Origin of the sequence: Tessaracoccus sp. OS52, from assembly GCF_020687685.1 — a bacterium.
GTDB lineage: Bacteria > Actinomycetota > Actinomycetes > Propionibacteriales > Propionibacteriaceae > Arachnia.
Map to the genome: position 1 here is coordinate 299,583 of NZ_JAJEWM010000002.1, position 15,050 is coordinate 314,632.

Here is a 15,050-nt window from a genome sequence, read left to right on the forward strand (position 1 = left end):
GGCTCGCTGCCAGACCCGAACGGAAGTTGGCCCCATGACCCCAGGAGATCCCGAGTACCGCAAGGCCGTCCGAGCCGACCTGCTGCGCTTCGCCGCCGGTTCCCGCCACGAGCACGGCTTCGGCTATCTCGATGTCGGCGGCGCCATCGACGCCGACCGCGCCGTCGAGCTCTACCTCACCTGCCGCATGACCCACGTCTTCAGCCTCGGGCTCCTCGCCGGGGAGGAACCGGCGGCGGGCGGGCCGGACGCGGAGCACCTGCGCGAGCTGGTCGACCACGGGGTGGTCGCCCTGCTGGAGGGGCCGCTGCACGACGTCGAACGCGGCGGTTGGTTCGCCTCGGTCCACCCGGACGGGTCCGTCGACGACGCCAAGCAGGCCTACGCCCACGCCTTCGTCGTGCTCGCCGCGAGCAGCGCCGTCGTCGCCGGTGCGGCACGGGCCCCCGAACTGCTCGACCTCGCCCTGCGGGTGCAGTCGGACCACTTCTGGGACGAGCAGGCCGGCCTGGTCGTCGAGCAGTGGAACGCGGAGTGGAGCGAACTGGACGACTACCGCGGCGTGAACTCCAACATGCACACCGTCGAGGGCTACCTCGCGGCGGGCGACGTCACGGGCGACGCGACTTGGCACGCGCGGGCCGCACGGATCGCAGGGCGGGTGGCCGAGTGGGCGCGCGGCAACCAGTGGCGCATCCCGGAGCACTTCACCCCGGACTGGCAGCCGATGCTCGAGCACAACCGGGACCAGCCGGCCCACCCGTTCCAGCCCTACGGCGCCACCGTCGGTCACGGGCTGGAGTGGGCGCGGCTGCTGGTGGCCGTCAGTGAGACGTTCGCGGGCGCCGCCGACGCCGATGCCCTCAAGCAGGCGGCTCTGGCTCTGACTGACCGGGCCGTCGCCGACGGCTGGGCCGCCGACGGTGCCGACGGCTTCGTCTACACCACCGACTGGGACGGCAACCCGGTGGTGCGCGAGCGGATGCACTGGGTGCTCACCGAGGCCATCGCCACCTCCACCGTGCTCGCGCGGGTGGCGGGCGAGGACCCCCACGCCCGCGACCTCGCGCGTTGGTGGGACTACGCCGACGCCCACCTGATCGACCATGAGCACGGCTCCTGGCACCACGAACTCGGGACGGACAACCAGCCGTCGGCGACGACGTGGCCGGGCAAGCCGGACGCCTACCACGCCTACCAAGCGGCACTCATCGCCGACGTGCCCACGACGCCGTCGTTCGCCTCCGCGCTGGCGGCCCGTGCCTGAGCCGATGCGTGCCCTCATCGGGACCCTCGGCTACGTCCGGAGGGGCGATGAGGTACTGCTGGTGCACCGGCAGCGCGCAGGCGACGACCACCTCGGCAAGTACAACGGGCTCGGCGGGAAGCTGGAGGCGGGCGAGGACGCCGTCGAGTGCCTGTTGAGGGAGTTGCAGGAGGAGGCCGGGATCCGCGCCACGTCGGTGCGACTGCGCGGCACGATCGCCTGGCCGGGATTCGGGTCCGACGGCTCGGACTGGTTCGGGCTGGTCTTCGTCGTCGACGACTTCGAGGGCGAGCCGCCGGAGCGCAACGACGACGGGCCGCTCGCGTGGGTGCGGATCGACGATCTGGACACCCTGCCGATGTGGGACGGCGACAGGCACTTCCTCCCGCTCGTCTTCGACGACGACCCGCGCCAGTTCCACGCCGTGCTGCCGTACCGGGACGGGTCGCTCGTGGTCGAGGGCATCCATGTGACCCGGCTGGGTTGAGTTCTCAGGGACGCTTCAGGGTGCCGATCCATTGTTTGTGAACCTTTTCGGGACCACACTTGGTCTACGCCATTCAGTCACCCGAGGGTGGCTGGGACAGGAGCACATGCAATGAACGACAACCAGAACTGGGTCGATCCGAATGCACCGAAGCCCGAGGACCCGAGGCACCACGACCAGAAGACCAAGGAACAGCTTGAAAAGATGAGCGAGGACGTCCGGGAGAACGCCGAGAAGTTCGGCGAGGCCGCTCGGAAGCTCGCGCAGGAGACTGGTTACGCCGTCGCTGGTTTCGCCGGCCTGGTGGGTGAGAAGGCCAAGGTCTTCTACGAGGAGCAGAAGCAGGAGTACGCGCAGACGCACCCGGACGTCGACAAGGACCCCGGCGCGAAGGAGTTCCTGGAGCAGCTGTCGGAGAAGTTGAACAGGTTCGTCGATGACCTCACCAAGGGCTTCAAGGACATGGCCGAGCGCGGGCGCGAGACCGTCGAGCGCCAGTCCGGCAAGGGCCCTGACACCACGGGTGCTGCGGGTGCCGCGGGTGCTGGAGCGGCCGACGCTTCGGGTCCCGAGTCCGGCTCGGGCTACTGGTCCCCGGAGCCCACCCCGGACGCGGACCCCAGCGGCCCCGACTTCGAGGACGTGAACCTGGTCGAGGAACCGGCCAGCGACAGCGTCGAGGCGGGCGTGGTGGACGAGGAGCGCCACGACCTCTGAGCCGACACCCAGCTGGGCGAGTAACCGGCGAGGAACGAGGGTTGGGTCACCCTCTCGTTCCTCGCCTTACTCGATCAGCGGAGCGCTCAGGACAACGGGGTCCGGGCGTGCTCCACGAGCCGGTCGAAACCGGAGTCCAGCTCGGCATTGACGTTCTGCGCCTCGGGATGCGCGTCGAACCAGGCGATCTGCTCGTGCGCCCCTTGGTCATAGGTGATGCTGGGGCTGAACTCCGGCACGAGCGCCTTCAGCTTCGAGCAGTCGAACACCATCGAGTGCGACTTGTCACCCAGCAGCCCGGGGCCGACGTCGGGGAGCGCCTTCGCGATCGTCTCCGACGCCACGTGGACCAACTGGGGCGCGGCGACCCCGGCCGCTTTGGCGAGCCACGTGTAGATCTGGTTCCAGGTCGGGGCGTGGTCGCTCATGATGTGGAACGTGTCGCCCACCGCGAACGGGTTGCCCAGAAGGCCCACGAACCCGACGGCGAAGTCGTCGGTGTGCGTGACGGTCCACCGGGTGGTGCCGTCGCCGTGCACGACCACGGGTTTCCCGGCCCGCAACCTGGCGACGTCGGTCCAGCCTCCGGTGGTGGTCGGGCGAGTCTCGTCGTAGGTGTGCGACGGCCGGACGATCGTCGCGGGGAAACCGTTGTCGCGGTACTCGCGCACCAGCAGGTCCTCGCAGGCGATCTTGTCGCGGGAGTACTTCCAGAAGGGGTTGCGCAGGGGGGTCGACTCGGTGACGGGCACCCGGGACGGCGGCTTCTGGTAGGCCGACGCCGTCGAGATGAAGACGTACTGGCCGGTGCGGCCGCTGAAGCGCGCGACGTCGCGGGCGACGAAGTCCGGCTGGAAGGCCAGGAACTGGGCGACGACGTCGAACTCGCGTCCGGCGAGGGCGTCGTCGACGGCCCGGTCGTCATGCACATCGGCCACCAGGGACTCCACTTCCGCGGGGAGCGGATGCTTGGAGGACTGGCCGCGGTTGAGGACCGTCACGCGATGTCCGAGCGCGACGGCGCGCTCAACGCTCGCGTGGCTGATGGTGCCGCTGCCGCCGATGAAGAGGATTTCCTGCCGATTCCGGATGGTTGCCATGGCCCCATCCTTGCCGAACACGGGTTTTCCAGTAACCCGATCTGGTGAACCTGTGGTGATTACCATGATTCGCCTACGGGTGCAAATCGCGCCCCGAGGTATGGAGGACACCATGACGTACCCCGACGAAGGGCCCTTCGAGGGCTCACGCGAGCAGGACCGTCCGGACTTCACCACGACCCCAAGGACGCCTGGCGAGTCACAATCCGCCAGCTTTTCGACCGTTCCAGCAGGACAGTCAGGCTCGACCACGGACCAGACCAAGGAAGTAGCAAGCCATACCGGTGATCGCGCGAAGGACGTCGCAGGAACCGCAAAGCAGGAGGCGGGTGCGGTGAAGGACACCGCGGTCGAGGCCGGCTCCCACGTGGTGGAGTCCGCGAAGTCGGAGGCCGCGGGCGTGATGGAGGAGGCGAAGTACGAGAGTCGTCGTGTCTTCGATGAGGGGATGCGGGAACTCCGCGTCCAGGCCGGCAACGGCCAGAACCAGCTCACCGGGTTCGTGCGTTCCCTGAGCGGGGAACTGGGCTCAATGGGCAACTCGACCGACCAGTCCGGCCCCATGGTCGACCTGGTCAGGTCGCTGGAACGTTATGGTCGCGACACGGCCGACTGGCTCGAGCACAACGAGCCCGAGGAGGTTCTCGATTCCGTCCGGCGGTACGCGGCCCGCAAGCCATGGGCGTTCCTGGCCATCTCGGCCGGCGTCGGATTCGTCGGTGCTCGCCTCGTCAGGGGCCTCCAGGGTGCCAAGTCCGACGAGGACGACCGCCGCTCGGCGTCGCGTCGCTACGACTCACCCGCTCGTGCCTCGTACTCGAGCGGTGCAGGAACAGCGCCGGGCACCTATGGCACCGGCTCCCGCGCCACCGGAGCAACGGGTGGCGCCTACCCCTCGCAGTCTGCTGGGACCGGTGGAGCCGCGCAGTACCCGTCCCAGCCGGCAACCGGCCCGGGTGGCGCCGGGCAGTACCCCTCCCAGCCGACCACCGGTAGCGGTGGCGCAGGGCAGTACCCGTCCCAGCCGTCCTCGGGTTCGGGCTACGTGGAGGGTTACCCGCCGCCCAGCGGGGGCGCCTCCGGTGGCGCAACGACGCAGAACCCGATGCCCGGACAGGGCTACCCGCCCTCCTCACCGCAGGGCGGCCAGGGCACCCGGCATGAGGACCTGCGATGACGTCGCCCTACAACGATCCCGTCAGGCCGCGCCCCGGCGGGCCGGCGGACCCGAACGCGCCCTACGATCCGGCCAGGCCCTACGATCCGGCCGCGCCCTACGATCCGGCCGCGCCGTACGATCCGGCCAGGACCTACGATCCGGCCGCGCCCCACGTCGACCCGGACATGCCGGTGGGTGACAGCGCCGCGGTGCGCGACGATGTCGAGGCTGAGGCGAGCTACCAACGCTATCGCTCCGAGGAACGCTCTCTGGGCGAGATCGCATCCGACGTGCTCAACAATGCCTCGACGTTGATCCGCCAGGAGGTGGAACTCGCGAAGGCCGAAGTCAGCCAGTCGGCGACGAAGGCAGGCAAGGGCGTCGGTCTGCTCGTCGCAGCCGGCGTCGCCGCTTTCCTGGGCCTGATCGCGCTCACGCTCATGCTGTGGTGGGCGCTCGCGGTCCTGATTGGGTCCGACACGGACCCGGCGCTCGGATTGAGCGGTCTGATCGTCACGATCATCTGGTTGGTGATCGCCGCCATCCTCGCCGTGGTCGGCAGGGGAGAGCTCGCCAAGGTCCGTGGTCTCCCGAAGACGACCGACACCGTCAAGAAGATTCCCAATGCCGCTACTGGTCACGAGGAGAAGAACCGATGACTGACAACCCCGAAGACATCCGCCGCGACATCGAGCGAACCCGTGCGGAGCTCAGTGACAACGTCAACGCGCTGGGTGACAGCGCCAAGCCGAGCAACATCGTGCGTGAGCAGGTGGACAACGTGAAGGACAAGGCCCATGGTCTGAAGGAACGCATCTTCGGCAGCGACTACGACCCCTACGACCACGGCGCCGTCGGCGACGTCGGTGACAGGGCCTCGGGTGTGGTCTCCGACGCTCGCGACGCCGTCGCGGACGCGCCGCGCCAGCTGAAGTCGCAGACCCGGGGCAACCCGATTGCGGCCGGGCTGATTGCCGCCGGCGTCGGGGCGCTCATCGGTGGGCTGTTGCCGGCGACGCGGTTCGAGAAGGACGCGGCGACGCAGGTGAAGGACGCCGCCGAGCCCGCCATCGAGCAGGTCAAGGAGATGGCCCAGGAGGCCGGGGAGCACCTCAAGCCGATGGCGCAGGAGGCTGCCGAGAACGTGAAGAACGTGGCCCAGGCCGCGGGTCAGAACGTCTCGGCCGAGGCTTCGGCGGCAAAGGACGAGGTGGCCTACCAGGCCAAGTCGTCCGCGGACACTGTTCGCAGCGACGCGCAGACCAAGGTCGAGGAGACCAAGCAGGAGGTCGCGGAGAAGCGCGAACAGCAGTACTGAACAGCCAGACGCACGCGGCCCCGCCCTCAACGAGGGGCGGGGCCGCGTGCTGCCTCGTTCGCGACTCAGGCGTCCTGGCTGTAGATCAGGACGGAGTAGGGGCCGATGTCGATGTTCGCGTGTGCTGGCATGTTGTCCTCGTCCTCGGAGAAGGCGGTGACGTCGAAGCCGTCGTGGTCGCCGAACAGCTTGCTGTACAAGCTGGCGTCGCTGTTGAACCGCAGCTTCCACAGGCCTTCGGCGGGCATGCCGATCCGGTAGTCGGCATACGCGCTGTTGTGCAGGTTGACCACGACGACGACGTCGTCGCCCGGCCCGTGGTCAAGCCAGCGCTGGAAGGCGATGACGTTGTCGTCGTCGTTCACGTGGAAGACGTTGAGGCCGCGCCCGGTGAGGCCGCGGGTGACGCCGGAGCGGTTGAGGCGGAGGTCGATCAGGTTCTTGTACAGCAACTCGATGCCGCGGAAGCGCTCGCTGCGCTCCCAGTCGAGCGGGTCGTCGTCGGAGAACCAGCCGCCCTCCAGGATCTCCTGACCCTGGAAGATCATGGGAATTCCGGGCGACGTCATGACGAGGGCGCCTCCGACGGTGGAGCGCTTGGCCGCGTGGTAGCCCTCCTGGTCGACGGGATCGATCTCGTGGGGGACGCGGGCAGAGCCGTTGGCCACCTCGTCGTGGGACTCGGTGTAGATGACCCGGCGCAGGGGATCGCCGTCGAAGTTGTGCGCGACGGCGGCGGCCACGGCCTCGAGGGAGCGGTGCTCGTCGGCCATCGTGGTGAGGGCCTCGCGGACGGGGTGGACGAACTCGGCGTCCCACTGGGCGTGGAAGCCGGCGCCGTGGTCCTCGAGGCCGACGACGCGGTCGTGGCCGTGGAGGTCCTCGGCGATCATGATGCGGCCAGGGAACTCCTGGCGGACGCTCTCGTTGATCCAGCGCATCAGGCCCCAGCCGTCCTCGAGGTCGAAGGCGGAGCCGTCGACGCTGCGCATGTAGGGGGTCATGTCCAGGCGCAAGCCGTCGAGGTGGTAGTCGCGCAGCCACATCATGGCGTTGTCATGGATGAAGCGGCGGACCTCCTCGCGGCCGTAGTCGGGCCGGGTGTCGCCCCAGGGGGTGGCGGAGCGGTGGTCGTTGTAGAAGTAGATGCCGCCCTTGCCGTTCTCGCTCCAGCCGTCGAACTGCCACAGGTCCAGGTCAGAGGGGCCGAAGTGGTTGTAGACGACGTCGAGGATCACGGCGAGGCCACGGCGGTGCGCCTGCTTGATGAGGTTCTTGAACGATTCCGGTCCGCCGTAGGAGGACTCGACGGCGAAGATGTGGGCCGGGTTGTAGCCCCAGGAGAGGTCGCCGGCGAATTCGGCGACGGGCATGATCTGGAGCGCGTTGACCCCGAGTTCCTTCAGGTGGTCGAGGTGGGCGGCGACATCGTCGAAGCTGCCGACCTCCGCGTCATCGGCGGCGCGGAAGAAGGTGCCCACATGCATCTCGTAGATGACCAGTTCGTGGTGGGGCGGGCAGTTGGCGGAGTCGTCCTCCCAGTCGAACCGGGAGTGGTCGTGGATGACGCCGTGACCGACGGAGTTGGTCACCTCAAGTGCGTAGGGGTCGATGCGGTCGGCGCCGAAGTCACCGTTGGTGAGGTGGAACTTGTAGCCCTGGCCGGGTTCGGCGCCCTCGACGAACCCGTACCAGAAGCCGTTGCCCTCGCTCTCGAGGGCGTTGGCGTCGGTGTCCCAGTCGTTGAACTCGCCGAACACGCTCACGGTCTCGGCGTGCGGTGCCCAGACGCGGAAGGCGACGCCGCCGTCGGCGACGATGGCTCCCATTCCGGCGAGTCGTTCACGATTGGTGCTCTGCTGGGTCATGGGTCCCGCCTCTCGATAGCTGATTGAAGTGTGGCGGATGCGGTGGGTGCTCGCCAACTGGCGGCCCCTGCGGCAAACTTCGATCAAGAGTCCCGGAAGGGGTCAGCATGGCGGACCTGTTCGCGCCCGAGTGGTCGGGCGAGCCGTTCCGGCTGTTCAGCTGGCAGCACCTGACGATGCTCGCGGTGGTGCTCTTGGTGACGGTGGGTTCCGTTCTGGTGGGGTCCCGGTTGTCCGAGGAGCGACGGCGCGTCGTGCGACTGGTCCTGGCGGCGGTGATGACGCTCAACATCGTGGGCTGGCACCTCTGGAATGCGGCCGTCGGGCTGTGGACGCCGCAGACCTTGCTGCCGTTGCACCTGTGTTCTGTGCTGGGGATTGTGACCGTCGCGGCGTTGCTGACGCGCTCGCCGACCCTGACGAACCTCTCCTGGCTGCTTGGCGTGGGAGGCGCGCTGCAGGCGCTGCTCACCCCGGAGGTGGCGCCGTTCGGGTTCCCCCATTACCGGGTGTGGCAGTCGGCGCTGGCGCACGGGCTGCTGGTGGTGGCGCCGTCGTGGCTGGTGTTCGTGGAGCAGATCCGGCCCACCTTGGGGTGGGTGCTTCGCTGCCTCGGCATCCTGCACGTCTATGCGCTGGTGGTCTACGTGGTGAACGTCTTCGTCGGGAGCAACTACCTGTACGTGAACGGCAAGCCGGGCTTCGCGACGGTCCTGAACCTGTTGCCGCCGTGGCCCACCTACCTGTTGGTCCTCGAGGTCATACTGGTCTGCATCATGCTGCTGGCCTGGCTCGGGGGCCGACGGTGGCGCGAGCGGGAGTCGGCGGCGACTTGGTCGGGGCAACCGGTGGCAGGTTGAGTCGCGGTACCGACGGGTCGCCGCCACAGGTAAGGGCCGCGGTCTCAGCTTCCGGTTCGCCAGCACCTGTTCGGGGTCATCGCCGCAGTGTCACCTGCTACCAACCCAGTCTCCGCGGGCTTGTCGAGGTGTTCCCTGGATCGTGAGGTCGGCGATACCGTCAGGCGCGCAGATCAGTTCTGGGTCGCCACCTGAGCCTTCATCGTCTCTGAACAGGGTGTGTTGCGTCGCCGTCTTGCGCGCAGGGTCAGTTCTGGGGTCGTCACCTGAGCCTTCATCCTCCTGAAGCACGTCCTCACCACCATCGAAGACATCGTGGCGGCCATCAAGTACATGTGTGTCGCGTCGCCGTCATGCGCCCAATCCGGGCTCTGCGTCGCCACCCCAGCCCTCATCCTCCTTAACAGGGTGTGTTGCGTCGCCGTCAGGCGTGTCGACGCAGGCGCCCAGGCTCAGCTCTGCGTCGCCACCCCATCCCTCATCCTCCTGAACACGGTGTGTTGCGTCTCCGTCAGGCGCCCAGGCTCAGCTCTGCGTCGCCACCCCAGCCCTCATCCCCACCGAACAGGCAGTCCTCCGTCGGTCTGTGGCTCATTGGTTCCGGTGGACTGGTCCCTCGGGGCGGAGTTCTCCCGTTGATCTCGGTTGTAGGTGGAGCCCCCCGGTTGGTTTTGGGAGTTGCCCGGTCGACTTCGAGTGTTCCCCGGTTGGTGTCGGTTGGGAGTGGAGTTCGCCCGCGGGTTTCGGCTGGCCGCTGAGCACTCCCGTGGGTGTCGGCCGCAGGTGGCGTTCCGAGGGCGCTTTCGAACTTCGCGGAGTTGCCGGGTATTGGTTTCCTCGCGGGATCGACCCGGGCGGGAGGGATGAACTCCGCTCGTCCGACTTCACTGAGGCGCACCTGCCAGGAATCGGCGCCTGGGTTCTTCCAGAAGCGTTCGGGCTCCACGAGCCGGTGGTGATGCGGACACAGGAGTACGAGATTCTGAAGCGCCGTGGCTCCTCCCGCCCACCAAGGCTGGATGTGGTGCGCTTCGCAGCGCTCGTCCTCGACTGCGCACATCGGGAACTGACAGCCACCGTCGCGTCCGGACAACGTCCGACGCAGATCCGGGGTGACGAGACGCTGATCCCGGCCGACGTCCAGCACCTCGGAACGGCTGCCCAGGACGACTGGCGCGAGGTCGGCGTCGCACACGAGTCGTCGCAACTCGCCGGCCGCGATCTGTTCCCCCGAGGCGAGCCGACCCGCCTGTTCAGCGCGCTCACGGAGCGAGTCCTCCCGCATCACCACGACAACCCTCGGCCGGTCACCAGCAACGCGAGGTGCCAGCCTTCCCTGTCCGTGGTCCCTCACCAACTGGACCAGCGCATCGGCGCGGCGCTGCTCGCCGGTGCGCTCCTCGGCGCGCGGGTCTGCCTCGTCGCGGCCTCGCCGTCGGTCCTGCTCGACGTAGGCGGAGACCAGCCGCTTCAGCCCCTCGGCCTCCACATAGGGCAGCGAGCCCTTGATGAGCGTCGAGCCGTCCCGGTCATCCTCGAAGAACAGGTAGCGACGTCTCCGGGCGCGGCGCGACTGCTCCTCAAGCCGGATCTGTTCCCACTCAACGCGGTCATCCTGGGACGCAGAAGGTCTGATTTCCTCCAGGATCCGCGCGGCAGATTTCTGGAGGACCTCGGCAGGTGTGTCAGCGGCCTCCTTGATCAGCTGGCGCTCCGCGAGCTTCACCTGCTCTGCGGTGAGGGTGGGCGGGAGTTCAGCCATTGCCTTGCCGATTGCACGGGCTTGCCCGACAGCGATCTCTCCGGACAGCGCCCGCAGTTCAACCTCGGGGTGTTTGGCCAGGTCCTTGCCCGCGAAGACCATCCCGGCGGCTTCCCGGGCGGTCGTCTGGCCGCCCAGGGCGAGCCAGGTTGTGGTTGGTGTGCCGTGCACGCGCATGGACGAGCCGGCGTCGTCGGCCTCCGCGACGAGTTTCTTGAACAGTGCCTCCGACTGCCTCGCCAGTTGCTGTGCCGCTTTCAGCCAAGCGAGCCGATCGGCGTCACTGGCGTACTCGCGTCGGGAGTGGTCGATGCTACCCAGCCCCTCAGTCGCGCGCCTGAGCGCCTCCCCGACGCATAGCTTCTGGGCAGCGTCGGACCCGGTTCCCCCGGTCCCGATCCGACGCTGTTGTTCCCCCATGTGAGGCACGCTATCGGTGGGGTCTGACAGTCTGGTGGGGTGCGTGGGGGCAGCGTGGGACCCGTTCCCCCCGGTCCCGATCCGACGCTGTACTTCCCCCATGTGAGGCACGCTATCGGTGGGGTCTGACAGTCTGGTGGGGTGCTTGGGAGCAGCGTCGGACCCGTTCCCCCCGGTCCCGATCCGACGCTGTTCTTCCCCCATGTGAGGGACGCTATCGGTGGGGTCTGACAGGCTGGTGGGGTGCTTGGGAGCAGCGTCGGACCCGTTCCCCCGGTCCCGATCCGACGCCCTTGTTCCCCCACGTGAGGCACGCTATCGGCGAAGTCTGACAGTCCCGCGGGTGTGATGGCAGCGTCGGAAACGGACCGCCCTCGAAACCCACGCAGTGTGTGCCCCAAGCGAGGCCGGCCGACGACGAGGTCGGCGCCCGTGCTGGGCTCGGCCTGGCGCTCCCTGACAATCAGCCCCTGGTGCGTGGGAGCGGGGTCGGACCCGGGCCCCCCGACCCGGATCCGACCCCGTCCTTCCCCACAAACTGCACGCTATCGGCTACGTCCGACAACCGGCAGCGGCAACCCTTGAACGGCCGACTGACTAGAAGGCATCGCGCTTCTGATAGCCGCCGAGCAGCGCGGCGGCCGTCTCCGCGTCGTCGACGGTCACAGTGAACGGCCTGCCGTCGGTGCGCGTCACCCGCAGTGCGTCGCCCGTGCGCAGGACGACGCCCTGGCCATGCGTCGGGCTGAACCGCCAGCCCCACCCGCCGTACTCGCCCATCGGGTTCACCCGGACCACCTCGGCGGAGCGGATCTCCTGACGCGCGATGTGGATCCCGGGCCAACCGACGGCGGCCCTCACCGTCAGGCCGGTCTCGTCCACCCGCACCCGGAAGACGGTGAGCAGCACCATGAGGAGGGCGAGCAGGACCACCGTCGCGACCGTGATCCACAGCGCTCCGGGCGCCTCGACGAATGCCGCGACGATGACCACGGCCACGCAGCTGAGCAGCGCGCCGCCCAGGACCACCAGACCGACGCGGGACATCGTGACCGTCTGCAGCCATACGGCCTTCTCGTTGGGGGCGAGGTCGACGGGTTCCGGCGTGCGACCGGAGGCGCCGTCGTCGGGCACCACGATGGTTGCCCGCCAGCCGATGACCCCCAGCACCAGGCCGAGCAGGAACCCGAGTGCCAGCGGCCAGAGGACGCCGGAGGCTGCCCTGGCGTCGTCGAGGCCGACCTGCGCGACCATAAGGCTCAGGCTGAGCGATCCGAGGAAGCCGACCAGCCAGAGGTTGGTGGCGGACATGAAGCGGAAGTCGACGGCGCTGGACGAGCGGGCAGCGGTGAGCGAGATTCCCGCCGTCAGTGCGACGATCCCGCCGCCGGCCACCAGCGTCAGAACCGGGTAGGACCAGGCCGGACCGAAGCCGTCGACGTCGCCGGCGCCGTTCCAGTGGACGGCGGCAGGGTCGGGCAGCTGGGGAATCAGGACGAACTGGACGGCCGCGATGACCGCGAACAGCGCCAGCGGGATCCACAGCGCGACCAGCTTGAAGCGGCGCAGCGCCCGCTCGCGTTCAGCGACCCGACCGTTGTACATCTCGTTCTCCTTCACTGGGGGCGTCGCGGACCAGTCCCGCGAGGGTGGCGCGCGAGACTCCGAGCGATTCGGCCCTGCGCACCAAGGCCCGGATCTCGTTCTGCAGGCCCACCGTGGAGGCGGCGGCTTCGGTGATGACAGCGCCCCGACCCCTGCGCATGTCGACCAAGCCCTCCGCGCGTAGCTCCTGGTAGGAGCGCAGCACGGTGTGGAGGTTGATGCCCAGCGATGCGGCGACCTCCTTGGCCGCGGGGAGCCTCTCGCCGACGGAGAGGCGGCCGGTCACGACGTCGGCTCGAATCGACGCGGCCAACTGCGCGAACACCGGTTCGTCACTCGACGGGTCGATCCTGATAAGCATGGAGTTATTCTAGCGCAACTAGAACCATTCGCGGGGCCTGGGTCTCGACACGCTGGCTCGTTCCTCGCCAGCTACTCGACCAGCGGTTGGGAGCCACTCGACCAGCGGTTGGGGGCTACTCGACCAGCGGTTGGGGGCTACTCGACCAGCGGTTGGGGGCTACTCGACCAGCGGTTGGGGGCTACTCGACCAGCGGTTGGGGGCTACTCGACCAGCGGTTGGGGGCCACTCGACCAGCGGTTGGGGCCACTCGACCAGCGGTTGGGGGCCGGCTACTCCGACGGCTCGACCGACTGCGGCAGCCTGACCCGGCCGCCCCGCTTCGGATTCGACGGTGGGGGCACGACGGGGCCGATGTCGCCGTCGGGGGCGTGGTCGAGGTCGACGATGACCGGCGCGTGGTCACTGGGCAGTTTCCCCTTGCGGGCGGCGCGGTCCACCCAGGCGGCGGCCACGCGGTCGGCAACGGGCTGGGAGGCGAGCACCAGGTCGATCCGCATCCCAAGGTCCTGGTGGAACATCCCGGCGCGGTAGTCCCAGTAGGAGAACAGGCGGTCGTGCTCCGGCCACCGGGCGCGCACGACGTCGACCAGGCCGAGTGCCGCCAGCCGCTGGCGCTCGGGCTCGGTCACGTGGGTGTGGCCGACGAAGGCGCGGGGGTCGAACAGGTCGGCATCGGCGGGCGCGATGTTCATGTCCCCGCAGAGCGCGACGTCGGGGCCCGCCGACGCCGTCGCCGCGGCCAGCGCGTCCAGCCATTCGAGCTTGTAGCCGTAGTGGTCTGAGGCCACCTCACGGCCGTTTGGCACGTACAGGCTGTATACGCGCACGCCGTCGCACACTGCGCTGAGGGCGCGCGCCTCGGCCTTGCCCTCGAAATCCGGTTGGCCGGGGAAGTTGGCCTCGACGTCGGCCAGCCCGACGCGGGACAGGAGCGCGACGCCGTTGAACCCGCCCTGCCCGTGGTGCGCCACCTCGTAGCCGAGGTCGGTCAGCGGTCCGGAGAATAGGTCGAAGAACGCGGCGTCGGTCAGCTTCGTCTCCTGCAGGCACACGACGTCGGGTCTGCGTTCCTCGAGCCAGGGCAGCAACCGCGGCATCCGTTGCTTGGCGGAGTTGACGTTCCAGGTGGCGATCCTCACCCCTGCGAGGCTACCCCAGCGGCTGCGCCACAGCCCGGGTGTTGCCAGCCATCGACGGCGCCAGCGGGTCAGGCGAACTGCCCGCGATAGTGCTCGGCCAGGGCGGGATAGTAGTCGTCCCACACGACGTCTGCCGGCTCGCCACCGGCCTCAGCCACCACCAGGCGGTCCAGGTAGTAGTGCCAGCCTGGGCCAACACCCTCGGCCAGTCCCGGTTCTGGCACGTCCTGCGAGAAGGTCAGGGTGGTGACGCCGTCGTCCTCGCAGAGGTCGAGGCGGAAGTGCCAGACCTGCGGCCCTTCCTCGGAGGTGGACACGGAAGTGACGCGCAGCAGCTGGGGAGCCTCGCACTCCTCGATCGTGAGAGCCTCCTCCGGGACGTCTTCGCCCTCGTAGAGCATCCGGAACTGCACCCGGCCCTCTGCTGGATCACCGTGCCAGGTGCCCACCCAGCGGGCCAGCCTGTCCGGTTCGGTCACTGCCGCCCAAACGTCTTCGATGGGGGCGTTGAAAATGCGGGTGAACTCGACGACGCTGCGCCCGTCGCGCAACTGCTTGGTGCCGAGTGGGGTCGTTGGGGTGGTCATCCGATCTCCTTGTTCCGTTGGGTGTTTGCTGTGGCCTGCCGCCGATCCCGGCCCGCGCGACGGACCTCCAACTCCAGGCTGTCGAACGCGCGCTCTGGGATCCGCGGCGCGGGGCCGCCGGCGACGTCGTCGAGCCAGGCGCGGACGGGTGCCAGTCCGTCGGCCGCGAGCCGGTAGTGGCGCTCCCGTCCGACGTCGTCGGCGTGGACGAGTCCCGCCTGCGCGAGCACCCGAAGGTGCCGGCTGATGGCGGGGCGGCTGACGTCGTGGTCCGCGGTGAGGTCCACCACGCGCGCTGATCCCCGGCTCAGCCGCTGCAACAGCTGCCGGCGCACGGGATCGGCGATGGCGATGAACGCATCCATGCCTCATTGGTAACCCAAAGGTTACCAATTGT

Annotated in this window: 15 protein-coding genes; 7 read left to right on the plus strand and 8 right to left on the minus strand. The window is 68.7% G+C overall.

Features of this window, described 5'->3' with window-relative positions; all coding sequences use genetic code 11:
• The first annotated feature begins 34 nt into the window (after positions 1 to 34).
• From LKO27_RS10915 to LKO27_RS10925, 3 genes are all read left to right on the plus strand, one after another.
• Positions 35 to 1,267: an AGE family epimerase/isomerase gene (locus LKO27_RS10915; RefSeq protein WP_227737532.1), complete on the plus strand. Its 1,233-nt coding sequence runs from the start codon at positions 35 to 37 to the stop codon at positions 1,265 to 1,267.
• Positions 1,268 to 1,271: 4 nt separating this feature from the next.
• The gene (locus LKO27_RS10920; protein WP_227737597.1) at positions 1,272 to 1,754 is read left to right on the plus strand and encodes an 8-oxo-dGTP diphosphatase; all 483 of its coding nucleotides are present in this window, start codon (positions 1,272 to 1,274) and stop codon (positions 1,752 to 1,754) included.
• Between the two features lie 111 nt (positions 1,755 to 1,865).
• Entirely contained in the window at positions 1,866 to 2,471 is a 606-nt protein-coding gene (locus tag LKO27_RS10925; protein WP_227737533.1) for a hypothetical protein, read from the plus strand.
• Positions 2,472 to 2,557: 86 nt separating this feature from the next.
• Here the strand turns inward: LKO27_RS10925 and LKO27_RS10930 are convergent, their stop codons facing one another.
• Entirely contained in the window at positions 2,558 to 3,571 is a 1,014-nt protein-coding gene (locus LKO27_RS10930) for an NAD-dependent epimerase/dehydratase family protein (RefSeq protein ID WP_227737534.1), read from the minus strand.
• 334 nt (positions 3,572 to 3,905) lie between these two features.
• Here LKO27_RS10930 and LKO27_RS10935 point away from each other — a divergent pair, with 334 nt between their 5' ends.
• The 3 genes from LKO27_RS10935 to LKO27_RS10945 are packed head-to-tail and all read left to right on the plus strand — an operon-like array spanning position 3,906 to position 6,048.
• Entirely contained in the window at positions 3,906 to 4,748 is an 843-nt protein-coding gene (locus tag LKO27_RS10935; RefSeq protein ID WP_227737535.1) for a hypothetical protein, read from the plus strand.
• Entirely contained in the window at positions 4,745 to 5,389 is a 645-nt protein-coding gene (locus tag LKO27_RS10940) for a phage holin family protein (protein WP_227737536.1), read from the plus strand. Before LKO27_RS10935 ends, LKO27_RS10940 begins: the two co-directional genes overlap by 4 nt.
• Entirely contained in the window at positions 5,386 to 6,048 is a 663-nt protein-coding gene (locus tag LKO27_RS10945; protein WP_227737537.1) for a DUF3618 domain-containing protein, read from the plus strand. Before LKO27_RS10940 ends, LKO27_RS10945 begins: the two co-directional genes overlap by 4 nt.
• Before the next feature lie 65 nt (positions 6,049 to 6,113).
• Here the strand turns inward: LKO27_RS10945 and LKO27_RS10950 are convergent, their stop codons facing one another.
• Entirely contained in the window at positions 6,114 to 7,916 is a 1,803-nt protein-coding gene (locus LKO27_RS10950) for an alpha-amylase family glycosyl hydrolase (protein WP_227737538.1), read from the minus strand.
• 107 nt (positions 7,917 to 8,023) lie between these two features.
• Between LKO27_RS10950 and LKO27_RS10955 the strand changes: the two genes are divergently transcribed.
• Positions 8,024 to 8,776, plus strand: coding sequence for a TIGR02206 family membrane protein (locus LKO27_RS10955; RefSeq protein WP_227737539.1), 753 nt, complete (start codon positions 8,024 to 8,026; stop codon positions 8,774 to 8,776).
• Positions 8,777 to 9,287: 511 nt separating this feature from the next.
• Here LKO27_RS10955 and LKO27_RS10960 read toward each other — a convergent pair.
• From LKO27_RS10960 to LKO27_RS10985, 6 genes are all read right to left on the minus strand, one after another.
• Positions 9,288 to 10,958: an HNH endonuclease signature motif containing protein gene (locus LKO27_RS10960; protein WP_227737540.1), complete on the minus strand. Its 1,671-nt coding sequence runs from the start codon at positions 10,956 to 10,958 to the stop codon at positions 9,288 to 9,290.
• 597 nt (positions 10,959 to 11,555) lie between these two features.
• Positions 11,556 to 12,563: a DUF1648 domain-containing protein gene (locus LKO27_RS10965; protein ID WP_227737541.1), complete on the minus strand. Its 1,008-nt coding sequence runs from the start codon at positions 12,561 to 12,563 to the stop codon at positions 11,556 to 11,558.
• The gene (locus LKO27_RS10970; RefSeq protein ID WP_227737542.1) at positions 12,541 to 12,924 is read right to left on the minus strand and encodes a GntR family transcriptional regulator; all 384 of its coding nucleotides are present in this window, start codon (positions 12,922 to 12,924) and stop codon (positions 12,541 to 12,543) included. Before LKO27_RS10970 ends, LKO27_RS10965 begins: the two co-directional genes overlap by 23 nt.
• A 272-nt stretch (positions 12,925 to 13,196) precedes the next feature.
• Positions 13,197 to 14,066 carry an exodeoxyribonuclease III gene (locus tag LKO27_RS10975; protein WP_227737543.1) on the minus strand — a complete coding sequence of 290 codons (870 nt, stop codon included), beginning with the start codon at positions 14,064 to 14,066 and terminating at the stop codon, positions 13,197 to 13,199.
• A 68-nt stretch (positions 14,067 to 14,134) separates the two neighbouring features.
• Positions 14,135 to 14,653, minus strand: a complete 519-nt coding sequence (locus tag LKO27_RS10980; RefSeq protein WP_227737544.1) for an SRPBCC family protein — start codon at positions 14,651 to 14,653, stop codon at positions 14,135 to 14,137.
• Positions 14,650 to 15,018 (minus strand): helix-turn-helix transcriptional regulator, encoded by a 369-nt coding sequence (locus LKO27_RS10985; protein WP_227737545.1) that lies wholly within the window; start codon positions 15,016 to 15,018, stop codon positions 14,650 to 14,652. Before LKO27_RS10985 ends, LKO27_RS10980 begins: the two co-directional genes overlap by 4 nt.
• Positions 15,019 to 15,050 lie beyond the last annotated feature (32 nt).

Bases quoted from the DNA above. Each gene is read 5' to 3' on its own strand.
- LKO27_RS10920 (WP_227737597.1), top strand. From the start codon at position 1,272: ATGCGTGCCCTCATCGGGACCCTCGGCTACGTCCGGAGGGGCGATGAG.
- LKO27_RS10960 (WP_227737540.1), bottom strand. From the start codon at position 10,958: ATGGGGGAACAACAGCGTCGGATCGGGACCGGGGGAACCGGGTCCGAC.
- LKO27_RS10980 (WP_227737544.1), bottom strand. From the start codon at position 14,653: ATGACCACCCCAACGACCCCACTCGGCACCAAGCAGTTGCGCGACGGG.
- LKO27_RS10945 (WP_227737537.1), top strand. From the start codon at position 5,386: ATGACTGACAACCCCGAAGACATCCGCCGCGACATCGAGCGAACCCGT.
- LKO27_RS10965 (WP_227737541.1), bottom strand. From the start codon at position 12,563: ATGTACAACGGTCGGGTCGCTGAACGCGAGCGGGCGCTGCGCCGCTTC.
- LKO27_RS10940 (WP_227737536.1), top strand. From the start codon at position 4,745: ATGACGTCGCCCTACAACGATCCCGTCAGGCCGCGCCCCGGCGGGCCG.
- LKO27_RS10925 (WP_227737533.1), top strand. From the start codon at position 1,866: ATGAACGACAACCAGAACTGGGTCGATCCGAATGCACCGAAGCCCGAG.
- LKO27_RS10970 (WP_227737542.1), bottom strand. From the start codon at position 12,924: ATGCTTATCAGGATCGACCCGTCGAGTGACGAACCGGTGTTCGCGCAG.
- LKO27_RS10950 (WP_227737538.1), bottom strand. From the start codon at position 7,916: ATGACCCAGCAGAGCACCAATCGTGAACGACTCGCCGGAATGGGAGCC.
- LKO27_RS10930 (WP_227737534.1), bottom strand. From the start codon at position 3,571: ATGGCAACCATCCGGAATCGGCAGGAAATCCTCTTCATCGGCGGCAGC.
- LKO27_RS10915 (WP_227737532.1), top strand. From the start codon at position 35: ATGACCCCAGGAGATCCCGAGTACCGCAAGGCCGTCCGAGCCGACCTG.
- LKO27_RS10985 (WP_227737545.1), bottom strand. From the start codon at position 15,018: ATGGATGCGTTCATCGCCATCGCCGATCCCGTGCGCCGGCAGCTGTTG.
- LKO27_RS10955 (WP_227737539.1), top strand. From the start codon at position 8,024: ATGGCGGACCTGTTCGCGCCCGAGTGGTCGGGCGAGCCGTTCCGGCTG.